Annotated in this window: 11 protein-coding genes; 7 read left to right on the plus strand and 4 right to left on the minus strand. The window is 69.8% G+C overall.

Going from position 1 to position 12,444, the window contains the following annotated elements; translation table 11 throughout:
- Positions 1–25 precede the first annotated feature (25 nt).
- The gene (locus tag B9C99_RS04610; protein ID WP_016694773.1) at positions 26–3,997 is read left to right on the plus strand and encodes a DNA-directed RNA polymerase subunit beta'; all 3,972 of its coding nucleotides are present in this window, start codon (positions 26–28) and stop codon (positions 3,995–3,997) included.
- Between the two features lie 135 nt (positions 3,998–4,132).
- On the opposite strand, the gene B9C99_RS04615 is transcribed toward B9C99_RS04610, so the two are convergent.
- On the minus strand, positions 4,133–4,624 hold the full coding sequence (locus B9C99_RS04615; protein ID WP_016694772.1) for a histidine phosphatase family protein: 492 nt from the start codon (positions 4,622–4,624) through the stop codon (positions 4,133–4,135).
- Positions 4,621–5,433, minus strand: a complete 813-nt coding sequence (locus tag B9C99_RS04620) for an acyl-ACP thioesterase domain-containing protein (protein WP_088897086.1) — start codon at positions 5,431–5,433, stop codon at positions 4,621–4,623. Before B9C99_RS04620 ends, B9C99_RS04615 begins: the two co-directional genes overlap by 4 nt.
- 166 nt (positions 5,434–5,599) lie before the next feature.
- On the opposite strand from B9C99_RS04620, the gene B9C99_RS04625 reads away from it, so the two are divergent.
- From B9C99_RS04625 to B9C99_RS04640, 4 genes are all read left to right on the plus strand, one after another.
- Positions 5,600–7,276: an FAD-dependent oxidoreductase gene (locus tag B9C99_RS04625; RefSeq protein ID WP_088897087.1), complete on the plus strand. Its 1,677-nt coding sequence runs from the start codon at positions 5,600–5,602 to the stop codon at positions 7,274–7,276.
- Between the two features lie 89 nt (positions 7,277–7,365).
- Positions 7,366–7,821, plus strand: coding sequence for a Rieske (2Fe-2S) protein (locus tag B9C99_RS04630; RefSeq protein WP_088897127.1), 456 nt, complete (start codon positions 7,366–7,368; stop codon positions 7,819–7,821).
- Between the two features lie 25 nt (positions 7,822–7,846).
- Complete coding sequence (locus tag B9C99_RS04635) at positions 7,847–8,212, plus strand: DUF202 domain-containing protein (protein WP_016690879.1); 366 nt, start codon at positions 7,847–7,849, stop codon at positions 8,210–8,212.
- A gap of 13 nt (positions 8,213–8,225) precedes the next feature.
- Positions 8,226–8,558 carry a DUF202 domain-containing protein gene (locus B9C99_RS04640; protein ID WP_016690880.1) on the plus strand — a complete coding sequence of 111 codons (333 nt, stop codon included), beginning with the start codon at positions 8,226–8,228 and terminating at the stop codon, positions 8,556–8,558.
- A gap of 37 nt (positions 8,559–8,595) precedes the next feature.
- Here B9C99_RS04640 and B9C99_RS04645 read toward each other — a convergent pair whose 3' ends face one another.
- On the minus strand, positions 8,596–9,621 hold the full coding sequence (locus tag B9C99_RS04645) for a putative sulfate exporter family transporter (protein ID WP_088897128.1): 1,026 nt from the start codon (positions 9,619–9,621) through the stop codon (positions 8,596–8,598).
- Positions 9,622–9,722: 101 nt separating this feature from the next.
- On the opposite strand from B9C99_RS04645, the gene B9C99_RS04650 reads away from it, so the two are divergent.
- Positions 9,723–10,616, plus strand: coding sequence for a LysR family transcriptional regulator (locus B9C99_RS04650; protein ID WP_016690882.1), 894 nt, complete (start codon positions 9,723–9,725; stop codon positions 10,614–10,616).
- Positions 10,617–10,639: 23 nt separating this feature from the next.
- Here B9C99_RS04650 and B9C99_RS04655 read toward each other — a convergent pair whose 3' ends face one another.
- Entirely contained in the window at positions 10,640–11,503 is an 864-nt protein-coding gene (locus tag B9C99_RS04655; protein ID WP_172414862.1) for an EamA family transporter, read from the minus strand.
- Between the two features lie 94 nt (positions 11,504–11,597).
- Between B9C99_RS04655 and B9C99_RS04660 the strand changes: the two genes are divergently transcribed.
- Positions 11,598–12,392: a TIGR03084 family metal-binding protein gene (locus B9C99_RS04660; RefSeq protein WP_088897089.1), complete on the plus strand. Its 795-nt coding sequence runs from the start codon at positions 11,598–11,600 to the stop codon at positions 12,390–12,392.
- Positions 12,393–12,444: the final 52 nt, after the last annotated feature.

Raw genomic sequence — 12,444 nt, forward strand, 5'->3', positions numbered from 1 at the left:
ACCCGCACAGGGGAAAGGAAGTTACGTGCTCGACGTCAACTTCTTCGATGAACTCCGGATCGGCCTGGCCACCGCCGAGGACATCCGTAACTGGTCGTACGGCGAGGTCAAGAAGCCCGAGACCATCAACTACCGCACGCTCAAGCCCGAGAAGGACGGCTTGTTCTGCGAGAAGATCTTCGGTCCCACCCGGGACTGGGAGTGCTACTGCGGCAAGTACAAGCGTGTCCGCTTCAAGGGCATCATCTGCGAGCGCTGCGGCGTCGAGGTGACCCGCGCCAAGGTCCGCCGTGAGCGCATGGGCCACATCGAGCTCGCCGCTCCGGTGACGCACATCTGGTACTTCAAGGGTGTGCCGAGCCGCCTCGGCTACCTGCTCGACCTCGCGCCGAAGGATCTCGAGAAGATCATCTACTTCGCCGCGTACGTCATCACGTCCGTCGACGACGAGCTGCGCCACAACGAGCTCTCCACTCTCGAAGCCGAGATGGAGGTCGAGAAGAAGTCGGTCGCCGACCAGCGCGACGCCGACCTCGAGGCCCGCGCGCAGAAGCTCGAAGCCGACCTCGCCGAACTCGAGGCCGAGGGCGCCAAGTCCGACGTCCGCCGCAAGGTCAAGGACGGCGGCGAGCGCGAGATGCGTCAGCTCCGCGACCGTGCGCAGCGCGAGCTCGACCGCCTCGACGAGATCTGGACGACCTTCACGAAGCTGAAGCCGAAGGATCTGATCGTCGACGAGATGATCTACCGCGAGCTCCAGGACCGCTACGGCGAGTACTTCACCGGTGCCATGGGTGCCGAGGCGATCCAGAAGCTCATCGAGAACTTCGACATCGACGCCGAGGCCGAGTCGCTGCGCGAGACCATCCGCAGCGGCAAGGGCCAGAAGAAGCTCCGTGCTCTCAAGCGCCTGAAGGTCGTCGCGGCGTTCCAGCAGTCCGGCAACTCGCCCATGGGCATGGTGCTCGACGCCGTGCCGGTGATCCCGCCGGAACTGCGTCCGATGGTGCAGCTCGACGGTGGCCGCTTCGCGACCTCCGACCTCAACGACCTGTACCGCCGCGTCATCAACCGCAACAACCGCCTCAAGCGACTGATCGACCTCGGTGCCCCCGAGATCATCGTCAACAACGAGAAGCGGATGCTGCAGGAGTCGGTCGACGCCCTGTTCGACAACGGCCGTCGTGGCCGGCCGGTCACCGGTCCCGGTAACCGTCCGCTCAAGTCGCTGTCCGATCTGCTCAAGGGCAAGCAGGGCCGCTTCCGTCAGAACCTGCTCGGTAAGCGCGTCGACTACTCGGGCCGTTCGGTCATCGTCGTCGGTCCGCAGCTCAAGCTGCACCAGTGCGGTCTGCCGAAGCTCATGGCGCTCGAGCTGTTCAAGCCGTTCGTCATGAAGCGTCTCGTCGACCTCAACCACGCGCAGAACATCAAGTCCGCCAAGCGCATGGTCGAGCGTCAGCGCCCGCAGGTGTGGGACGTCCTCGAAGAGGTCATCAACGAGCACCCGGTTCTGCTGAACCGTGCTCCCACGCTGCACCGCCTCGGTATCCAGGCGTTCGAGCCGCAGCTCGTCGAGGGCAAGGCCATCCAGCTGCACCCCCTCGTGTGTGAGGCCTTCAACGCCGACTTCGACGGCGACCAGATGGCCGTGCACCTCCCGCTGTCCGCAGAGGCGCAGGCCGAGGCCCGCATCCTGATGCTGTCGTCGAACAACATCCTGTCGCCGGCATCGGGCCGCCCGCTCGCCATGCCGCGTCTGGACATGGTCACGGGTCTGTTCCACCTGACCCGTCTGGTCGAGGACGCCCCCGGCGCCTACAAGGCCGCGACCGCCGACGAGCCCGAGCAGGGCGTCTACTCGTCGCCGGCCGAGGCCCAGATGGCCGTCGACCGCGGCGTGCTGTCGGTCCAGGCTCCGATCAAGGTGCGCCTGACCCAGCTGCGTCCGCCGCGCGACGTCGAGAACGAGCTGTTCCCGGAGGGCTGGAAGTACGGTCAGGCGTGGACCACGCACACGACCCTCGGTCGCGTGCTGTTCAACGAGCTGCTGCCGACGAACTACGCGTTCGTCAACGACATCATGCCGAAGAAGCGCCAGGCCGCGATCATCAACGATCTGGCCGAGCGGTACCCGATGATCGTCGTCGCGCAGACCGTCGACAAGCTCAAGGACGCCGGCTTCTACTGGGCCACGCGTTCGGGTGTCACCATCTCGATGGCGGACGTGCTCGTTCCGCCGGAGAAGAAGGACATCCTCGAGCGGTACGAGACGCAGGCCGACGCCATCCAGCGGCAGTACGACCGAGGCAAGCTCTCGGAGGACGAGCGTCGCGATTCGCTCGTCAAGCTGTGGCAGGAAGCGACCGAAGAGGTCGGTCAGGTCATGGAGGCGCACTACCCGGACGACAACCCGATCCCCACGATCGTCAAGTCCGGTGCTGCGGGCAACATGACCCAGATCCGCTCGCTGGCGGGCATGAAGGGTCTGGTGACGAACCCGAAGGGCGAGTTCATCCCGCGCCCGATCAAGTCCTCCTTCCGTGAGGGCCTGACCGTCGCCGAGTACTTCATCAACACGCACGGCGCGCGTAAGGGTCTGGCCGACACCGCTCTCCGTACCGCCGACTCGGGTTACCTGACCCGTCGTCTGGTCGACGTCTCGCAGGACGTCATCGTCCGCGAGGTCGACTGCGGCACGCCGCGCGGCATCGAGATGACCATCGCCGAGCTCGCACGCGACGCGACGGGTCAGCCGACCGGTGAGCTCGTGCGCGACGCTCACATCGAGACCAGCACCTACGCCCGTACGCTGGCGACGGACGCGGTCGACGCGAACGGCAACGTCGTCGTCGAGCGTGGTTCCGACCTCGGCGACCCGGCGATCGAGGCGCTGCTCGAGGCCGGCATCCAGAAGGTCAAGGTCCGCTCGGTCCTGACCTGCGACACCGGCACCGGCGTCTGCGCGACCTGCTACGGCCGTTCGATGGCGACGGGCAAGCTCGTCGACATCGGCGAGGCCGTCGGTATCGTCGCCGCCCAGTCGATCGGTGAGCCCGGTACGCAGCTGACGATGCGTACCTTCCACCAGGGTGGCGTCGGTGAGGACATCACCGGTGGTCTGCCCCGCGTCCAGGAGCTGTTCGAGGCCCGCGTCCCCAAGGGCAAGGCCCCGATCGCCGATGTCTCCGGCCGCATCCGCCTCGAGGACGACGATCGCTTCTACAAGATCACGATCATCCCCGACGACGGTGGTGAGGAGGTCGTGTACGACAAGCTGTCCAAGCGTCAGCGTCTGCACGTCATCCGCAAGGCCGACGGCACCGAGGGCGTGCTCGCGGACGGCGACCACGTGGAGGTCGGTCAGCAGCTCCTCGAGGGCTCTGCCGATCCGCACGAGGTGCTGCGCGTGATGGGCCCGCGTCAGGTTCAGGTCCACCTGGTCCACGAGGTCCAGGAGGTCTACCGGAGCCAGGGCGTGTCGATCCACGACAAGCACATCGAGGTCATCGTGCGCCAGATGCTGCGTCGCGTGACGATCATCGACTCGGGCTCGACGGAGTTCCTGCCCGGTTCGCTCGTCGAGCGCAGCGAGTTCGAGGCTGCGAACCGTCGTGTGGTCCAGGAGGGTGGCGAGCCGGCTGCCGGCCGTCCGGTCCTCATGGGCATCACGAAGGCGTCGCTGGCCACCGATTCGTGGCTGTCGGCGGCGTCCTTCCAGGAGACCACTCGCGTGCTCACCGACGCGGCGATCAACTGCCGCTCGGACAAGCTGATCGGTCTCAAGGAGAACGTGATCATCGGCAAGCTGATCCCCGCCGGTACCGGTATCAACAAGTACCGGAACATCGAGGTCCAGCCGACCGAGGAGGCCCGCGCGGCCGCGTACGCCATCCCGGCGTACGACGACCAGTACTACTCGCCGGACGGCTTCGGCCAGAACACCGGCGCTGCAGTGCCGCTGGACGACTACGGTTACTCCAACGACTACCGGTAGTTCGCTGCCGTAGTAGACGACGAAGGTCCCGCCCTCTTCTCTTCGGGGGCGGGGCCTTCGTCATTTGTTCTCGACGGTGATCGCCGTCGTTGCTTCGCCGCGAGCGTCTCGCAGCGGTTCCGCGCGGGGTGTGGGTCAGCGCGGGATGTGGAAGTCCACGAGTTCGGCCGTGCCCCGCGACAGCTCGGACCACGATCCGCTCACCGTGAGGACTGCGATCGCGGAGGTGGGGAACTTCTCGGCCACCTGATGGGCGGCGTCGGTGCTGTGGTCCGTGATGAGTCCGAGGACGGTCGCGGAGAGGGTCGGCTCGTGCCCGATGACCAGCAGGGTCTGCACGTCGTCGGCGGTTCCCCGGATCTCGGCGACCAGGGATTCCGGATCGGCGTGGTACAGGCTGTCGCGGTACTCGACGGGAGCCTCCACGGCCGCCTCGGCGAGTGTCTTGCGTGTCCGGGTCGCGGTGGAGCACAGAACGGCGTCCACCTCGGGCAGGTTCGCCCGGATCCAGCGACCGGCGAGACCGGCCTCGCGGCGTCCGCGGGGGGAGAGGGGACGCTCGTGATCGTCCACGTCGTCCGGGTACGCGGACTTGCCGTGGCGCAGCAAGATCAGGGTACGGGTCATGGGGTCCACCGTAGAGCGTCCGGATTCCGGCCGATCCACGCGACCGCGCGAGTGTGATCCTCGACCGTGAACCAGACCGTCAGTCCGTCCTCCCGCAGGGTCGTCCGCAAGGTGAGGGTCTCGCCGGCGGCGACGGGGCGCAGGTGCTCGATCACCGCTCGGTACGGCGCGTCCGGGACGTCCGGCCGGAGGGGCAGAAGCTCTTCGACACCGTGCCAGTAGACGGCGTTGTTCACGTGCCCGAAGGGGTCGAGGTCGGTGGCGCGCAGGGGGAAGACGCGTTCGTCGTCGACCTCGTCGGGTGCGCGACCGGGCAGCCACGCCGTCCACTTCAGGCGTGTGTCGTGCGCGTAGCGGGCCATGTGCTCGAACAGGCCGTCGCTGATGCGGGTGGGAGCGCCGGTGGTGGGGCCGATGTCGATCCAGAACGCCGCGGTTTCGATCAGCGGACCGTCCGGGGCGTCGTCGGGGTCGTCGAGGCGGACCCGCACGTTCGCCCACCGTGTCGACAGGGCGTCGCACCAGCGCCGCAACCGGAGCGTGCGGCCGTACTCGGCGGGGCGGTGCACGTCGACGATCGTGCGCCGGACGATCCAGAGCGGGTCGGTCTCGGACGCGCCGACGGCGGCGAGGTTGTCGGTGCCGATGTCCTGGAGATAGCGGGCGATGCCGTCGAGTCGCAGTCGCTTCCCGGTGTCGACGTCGCCGGTGCGGACGGTGCGCTCGGTGGAGAAGGGATCCGCCTCCTCGGGCAGTTCCGTCAGCGGTCGCGTCCGAGGCAGATCGGTGCTCGACGTCGACGTGGCCATGTGTCCCCCCGGGTCGGATGTCCGATCGTGCGATTCTCGCAGCTTCGGTGGGTGGTCGCAGGTTCTCTTGCGAACCCGCGGTGACTGCCGCTACAGTCGAGTTAACTGTTACGGATCGTTACATGAAATTCGCGGACGCTCCGCCCGGCTGCCGAGGACCCTTCCCATGGCCTATGTGATCACCCAGACCTGCTGCAACGATGCGAGCTGCGTCGCGGTCTGCCCTGTGAACTGCATCCACCCCTCGCCGGACGAGCCCGAATTCGCCACCGCCGAGATGTTGCACATCGATCCGAAGACCTGCATCGACTGCGGCGCCTGCGCCGATGCGTGCCCGGTCGAGGCGATCCTGCCCGACGACAAGCTCGACCCCTCCCAGAAGCGGTTCGCCGAGATCAACGCGGCCTGGTACGCGGACCACCCGGCGCCGGAGGGGTGGCAGCCCCTCGTGCCCACCCCGGCGCCTCCGCGTGATCGCGGAACGCTGCGGGTCGCGATCGTCGGAGCCGGCCCCGCGGCCTGCTACGCCGCCCAGGAACTCCTCGAACGCTCCGACGTCGAGGTCGAGATGTTCGATCGGCTCCCGACTCCCTTCGGCCTCGTGCGCGCCGGTGTCGCCCCCGACCATCCGGGGACGAAGGCGGTCACGGAATCGTTCGAATGGTCGTTCCGGCGCGAGGAGTTCGCCCTGCATCTCGCCACCGAGGTCGGTCGCGACATCACCCACGCCGAACTGCTCGAACACCACCACGCCGTGATCTACGCGACCGGTGCGTCGTCCGACCGCCGACTCGGGATCGCGGGCGAGGACCTGCCCGGCAGCCACGCCGCCACCGAGTTCGTCGCCTGGTACAACGGCCACCCCGACTACGCCGACCGCACCTTCGACCTGTCCGGCGAACGCGCCGTCATCGTCGGCAACGGCAACGTCGCCCTCGACGTCGCGCGGATCCTCACCATGGACGTCGACGAACTGGCGCGCACCGACATCGCCGACCAAGCCCTGAAGGCGCTGCGGGAGAGCAACATCCGCGAGGTCGTCCTGCTCGGCCGGCGCGGCCCCGCCCAGGCCGCCTACAGCAATCCGGAGTTCCTCGCCCTCGGCGACCTCACCGGGGTGGACGTCGTCGTCGACGACGCCGACCTCGAACTCGATCCGGTGAGCTCTCGGGCCGTGGAGGACGACGCGGCGACCGCGCTGCGGGTCCGTCTCGCCCGTGAGTACGCCGGACGGCCCGTCCGTCCCGGTCACCGTCGCATCGTCTTCCGGTATCTCGCCGCCCCGAGCGAACTGCTCGGCGACGACCACGTGACCGGCGTGCGGGTCGAACGCACCGAACTCGTCGACGACGGCGGCCGCCTCACCGCCCGACCCACCGGCCGGTTCGAGGACCTGCCCGCCACGCTCGTGCTCCGGTCGATCGGCTATCGCGGCGTTCCCGTGCCGGGTGTGCCCTTCGACGACCTCCGCGGCGTCGTTCCCAACACCGGCGGTCGCGTCGACACCGGCGTCTACGTGACCGGCTGGGCCAAGCGCGGGCCGAGCGGCGTCATCGGCACCAACAAGGGGTGCGCGAAGGAGACCGTCGCGGCGCTGCTGGCCGATTTCGACTCCGGTGCGCTCGCCGATCCCCGCGGCGACCGTCGCGCGCTGAACCGGTTGCTCGGACAGCGCAGGCCCGATCGGGTGGACCTGGACGGCTGGAAGACCATCGACGCCGCCGAGCGGCAGGCCGGACGGGCCCAGGGCCGGCCCCGCGTCAAGATCACCGATCGCGGGACCCTCGTCGAACTCGGTCGTCGCCGACGCCGTCTTCCGCTGCTCGCTTCGCTGCGTCGCTGACGCAGTCGCGGGTGACGCAGGTCGCGGCCCACCCGGGCGTTCGTCGATAGGCTCGGGAGAACCGAATCCCGACCCGAACGGACATGTGCATGAGCAGCGACAACCTCGACCGCACGGCGCTCACGCGCCGCACCCTCATCGGCGGCGCCGGTGTGGTGGCGGCCGGCGCGGCCCTCACGGCCTGCGGATCGTCCGGCGACACCGGCGAGGCACGATCGGCGGTACCCGCACCGACCACGACCGCGCCTCCCGGACCCGACGCGGAGGTCGTCGCCGCCGTCGCGGACGTGCCGGTCGGCGGGGGCGTCATGCTCGAATCGAAGAGGCTCGTCGTCACCCAGCCCGCGGAGGGCGACTTCCGCGCGTTCATCGCGATCTGTACCCATCAGGGCTGCAATCTCAGCGGGGTCGAGGGCGACCGCATCATCTGCCCGTGCCACGGCAGCCGGTACGACCTCGACGGCGCCCCGGTCGAAGGACCGGCGAAGCGGCCGCTGAAGACCCGTCCGGTGGCGGCGCGCGGGTCCGATCTCGTCGTGGGCTGATCGGTCCGGGGATAGAGTCCGCTCCGTGGAGACCAGCGGAGGCTGGCGCCCGAAGGCGCTGCGTGACGGTACGGACCCGGACCCTCGTTTCACGCTGGCCAACGAGCGCACCTTCCTCGCCTGGGTGCGGACCGCGCTCGGCGTCATCGCCGCGGCGGTCGCGCTGGAGACCTTCGCGGGCGGCATCGTGTCGGAGGGGCTCCGCACGGTGCTGGCGTGTGCGCTGCTCGGATTCGCCGCCGTGCTCACCGTGTTCGCGCTGATCCGCTGGCACCGCGTCGAGCACGCGATGCGCACCGGACGTGCACTCCCGGTGCCGTGGGTGGCCTACCTGCTCGCCGTCGCCCTCGGGGTCTCCGGGGTCGTGCTCGCCGTCGCGATCGCCTGGTGAGACGAGCGGCATCGTGAGCCCGGACGATCTGCGGCACGGCGACGCCGGTCTGCAGCCCGAACGGACCAGTCTGGCGTGGCTGCGCACCGCGTCGGTGCTCGGGGCGGTGGTGCTCGGATTCATGCGGTTCGTGCCCGGCCCGGGTGCGGTGGTCGCGACGATCGGCCTGGTCTGCCTCGTGCCCGTGCTCGCGGTGCTGCTCGCCTCCCGGATCGGTCACCGCGCGCGTGTGCGCGGATTGGTGGCGGGGCGCGCGCCCTATTTCTGGTGGCGGAACGTCGCGGTCACCGCCACGGTCGTGGTGCTCGCGATCTCGTCGGCCGTACTGATCGTCACGGCCCACTGATTGTCACGGACCACTGATCGTCACCGCTCGCTGATCCTCACTGCCCGCTGATCGACGACACACCGATCAGCGCTATCGCGGCGACCCAAACAGTCGCCGCTGCCGCGAGTGCGATCGGGCGCCATCCGACCCCGCGAAGCACCTCCCGGCGCACCCCCGCGCCCAGGGCGAACATCGCGACCGTCAGCAGTGCCCTCTGCACCGTGCCCGCAGCCTCCACCACGATCGGATCGAGCAGTCCGGTCGAGCGCAGCGCGACACACGCGAGGAAGCCCAGCAGGAAGACCGGCACGATCGGGGGAGTGCGCTCGTCGCGGCGGCCCTCACCGCGCCGCCGGGCGACGACCCCGACGATCGCCACGACCGGAGCCAGCAGTGCCACCCGCGCGAGCTTGACCGTCACGGCCGCGGCGAGCACCCCACCGGCGGCGGCCTCGAGAGCGGTGCCGGTCGCGACGACCTGGGCGACCTCGTGGATCGCCGCACCCGCCCACAGACCGGCGGTCCCGGGGGTCAGCCCGAGCATCCCGGCGGCGAGCGGAACGAGCGGGATCATCGCGGTGCCGAAGACGACCACCAATGCGACGGTGGTGACGAGTTCGCGTTTGCGCGAATCGATCACACCGTCGACCGCCGCCGCGGCCGCGGCTCCACAGATCGAGAAGCCGCACGCGATGAGCAGGCGCTGGGTCCAGCCCACCCCGAGCCACCGGCCGAAGGCGAGCGAGCCGCCGATGCCCGCGACGACGACGGTCGCCGCGACGATCGCTGTGCCCCACCCGAGGTCGACGAGATCGGAGACCGCGAGCTGCACGCCGAGCAGCGCGACGCCCACTCGGAGCAACCGCTTCGATGCCGTACCCAGACCCGGCTCCAGAACCTCGACCACCGGTGCGGGCAGACCGACGTTCGCCACGACCACACCCAGGACGATCGCGACGAGCAACGGGCTCGCCCCGGGGATCAGGTGCGCCGCTCCCAGTGCGACGACCGCGCCCGCCGCGGCCACCAGGAGACCCGGGACGACGGTGGGCCGGGACACGGGCGCGTGGACGGTGAGCATGCCTCGACTCTTCCGTTGCAGCGGTGTCCGCACCAGCCGTCGATCGGACATGAGCTCATATCGAATGGATATGTGCAGAGGGTCCGGCATATCGTTCGTGCATGACCAGCTGGCCGGATCTCGTCGCTCTGGAACTGCTCGTCGGGGTCGACGACCGGGGCGGGCTCGGCGCCGCGGCCCGCGCGGCCGGTCTCGCCCAGCCCAACGCGACCCGCATGCTGCGCCGGCTCGAACGGCAACTCGGCGCGGTCCTCGTGCGGCGTGGCCGGACGGGTTCGGTGCTCACCCCGGAGGGCACAGTGGTCGCGCACTGGGCTCGGGAGGTCCTGGCCGACGCGGAACGCCTCCTCGACGCCGCCGCCGCACTGCGCGTCGAGCAGCAACCCGAACTGGTGGTCGCGGCGTCGATGACGGTCGCCGAACACCTCATCCCGCGGTGGCTCGGCGCCTTCCGCACTCTCCGCGACGACGTCCAGATCCAGTTGCAGGTCCACAACTCGATGCGGGTGTGCGACGTCGTCGCCGAGGGCGGATGCGACGTCGGGTTCGTCGAAGGACCGACGGTGCCGGAGGGACTGCACAGTGTCGCGGTGGCACGCGATCGCCTCGTCGTGGTCGTCCCGCCGCAGCATCCCTGGGCGCGGCGGCGTCGGCCGCTCACCGTGGCCGAACTCGCGGCGACACCACTGGTCGTCCGCGAGGAGGGCTCCGGCACCCGCCGCACCCTCGACCTCGCGTTGCAGGAGTACGACCGGGCCGCACCGCTGCTCGAACTCGGGAGCGGAGCAGCGGTCCGCACGAGCGTGCTCGGGGGTACGGGCCCGGCGGTGCTGAGCACCCTCGCGGTGGAGGAGTATCTGGACTCCGGTCGCCTGGTCGCGGTCGCGGTGGACGGACTCGACCTGCAGCGCGTGCTCCGTGCGGTCTGGAGACCACCGCGGGTGTTGTCCGGCCCGGCGGGGGAGTTGGTCCGACTGATCACCCGTACCCGCTGACCGGGCCTGCATCCGGTACCGGGTCACGCGCGCGAGTGCTGCAACGCGCCGGCTCCCGCGACCACGACGAGTGCGATGCCTACGAGGGCGAGAGGTTCGACGACCTGCCCCAGCACCAGAGCGCCGGCGAGCGCTGCGGCAGCGGGCTCGAGCGCGATGAGGATCGCGAACACCTTCTTCGGCAGGTCGCGCAGGGCACGGATCTCGAGGGTGTACGGGATCGCCGACGACAGCAGCGCCACGGCGAGTCCTGCGAGCGCGAGGTCGGGCCGGAGGAGCTCGGTGCCGGCGGTCGCCGCGCCGAACGGCAGGACGACGACTGCCGCGATCGTCGTCGCTCCCGCCAGTCCGGCCGATCCGGGCAGGGTCGTCGCCACACGTGAGCCGGCGATGATGTACCAGGCCCACCCCGATGCGGCGACCAGCGTGAAGGCGACCCCGAGGGGATCGAGACCGGTGGACAGTCCGGCACCGTCACCCACGCCGAGCAGGACCACTCCGGCCAACGCGAGCACCACCCACAGGGCGTCGCGGAGGCGTCGGGACAGGATCGCGGCCAGTCCGAGTGGGCCGAGGAACTCGATGGTGACGGTTGCGGCGAGGGGCAGCCGCGTCAGCCCCCCGTAGAAGGCCGTGTTCATCAGCGCGAGACTCGCGCCCAGTGTCACCACCGCCCGCCACTGTTCCGGTGTCCACGTCCGCGGCCGGGGCCGGGTGAACGCGCAGAGGATCACGGCCGCGAACAGCAGGCGCAGGGTCACCGTGCCGAGGGCGCCCGCCCGGCCGAACAGGGTCGCGGCGAAGGCCGCCCCGAACTGCATCGACAACACCGCGGTGAGGACCGCAACGACAGGCCCGACGGTGTGCGTGCGGGAGTCGTCGGCCATCCCGTCAGTCTGTCCGACAGGCCCGGACGACGTCTGCCGCAAAAAACAATCACGCGTGCTTGATTTTAGAGCTGTGACGTGTGACGCTTGCCGCATGTCCGATCTGCACACCGTGCTCGACGATCTCCGCGCGGAGGGCGACGATCTCGACGCTCTCGTTGCGAACCTGCCCGACGAGAGCTGGGCGCTGCCCACTCCGGCGGAGGGTTGGACCATCGCCCACCAGATCGGCCACCTGTTGTGGACCGACCGGGCGGCGCTCACCGCCGTCCGTGACCCGGACGCCTTCGTGAAGATGGTCGAAGCGGCGTTCGGCGACCCGCTGGGATTCGTCGACGTCGGTGCCGCGAAACAGGCGGGCCGGCCGCCCGCGGAGTTGCTCGCCGACTGGCGCGACACCCGCCGCGAACTCGCCGACGCGCTCGCCGAGGTCCCGCGCGGTACGAAGATCCTGTGGTTCGGACCGCCGATGTCGCCGGCCTCGATGGCGACCGCGCGGCTGATGGAGACCTGGGCGCACGGGGGAGACGTCGCCGACGCCCTCGGCGTCACCCGCACACCCACCGCGCGCCTGAAGAACATCGCGCACCTGGGGGTGCGGACGCGCGACTTCGCGTACGTCATCCGCGACCGGAAGCCACCGGCCGAACCGTTCCGCGTGGTGCTCACCGCCCCCGACGGTGACAGCTGGGAATGGGGTCCGGAGGACGCCGCGCAGTCGGTCACCGGCCCGGCTCTCGACTTCTGCCTGCTCGTCACCCAGCGCATCCACCGCGACGACACCGCCCTCGTCACCGACGGCCCGGACGCGGAGGAATGGCTCGGCCTCGCCCAGGCCTTCGCCGGTGCCCCCGGCGCCGGACGTGAAGCCGGCTCGTCCGCCTCCTGAAGACACCCGTACCCCAGCGAGACACCCCGGCCGAGACACCATCGGAGACATC

The sequence above is a fragment of the Rhodococcus sp. BUPNP1 genome (genome assembly GCF_002215235.1).
Taxonomy (GTDB): domain Bacteria; phylum Actinomycetota; class Actinomycetes; order Mycobacteriales; family Mycobacteriaceae; genus Rhodococcus.

Excerpts from the sequence above, each read along its gene's own strand:
- B9C99_RS04620 (WP_088897086.1), bottom strand. The coding sequence starts at position 5,433 with ATGGCCACGTCGACGTCGAGCACCGATCTGCCTCGGACGCGACCGCTG.
- B9C99_RS04660 (WP_088897089.1), top strand. The coding sequence starts at position 11,598 with ATGTCCGATCTGCACACCGTGCTCGACGATCTCCGCGCGGAGGGCGAC.
- B9C99_RS04645 (WP_088897128.1), bottom strand. The coding sequence starts at position 9,621 with ATGCTCACCGTCCACGCGCCCGTGTCCCGGCCCACCGTCGTCCCGGGT.
- B9C99_RS04625 (WP_088897087.1), top strand. The coding sequence starts at position 5,600 with ATGGCCTATGTGATCACCCAGACCTGCTGCAACGATGCGAGCTGCGTC.
- B9C99_RS04655 (WP_172414862.1), bottom strand. The coding sequence starts at position 11,503 with ATGGCCGACGACTCCCGCACGCACACCGTCGGGCCTGTCGTTGCGGTC.
- B9C99_RS04615 (WP_016694772.1), bottom strand. The coding sequence starts at position 4,624 with ATGACCCGTACCCTGATCTTGCTGCGCCACGGCAAGTCCGCGTACCCG.
- B9C99_RS04650 (WP_016690882.1), top strand. The coding sequence starts at position 9,723 with ATGACCAGCTGGCCGGATCTCGTCGCTCTGGAACTGCTCGTCGGGGTC.
- B9C99_RS04630 (WP_088897127.1), top strand. The coding sequence starts at position 7,366 with ATGAGCAGCGACAACCTCGACCGCACGGCGCTCACGCGCCGCACCCTC.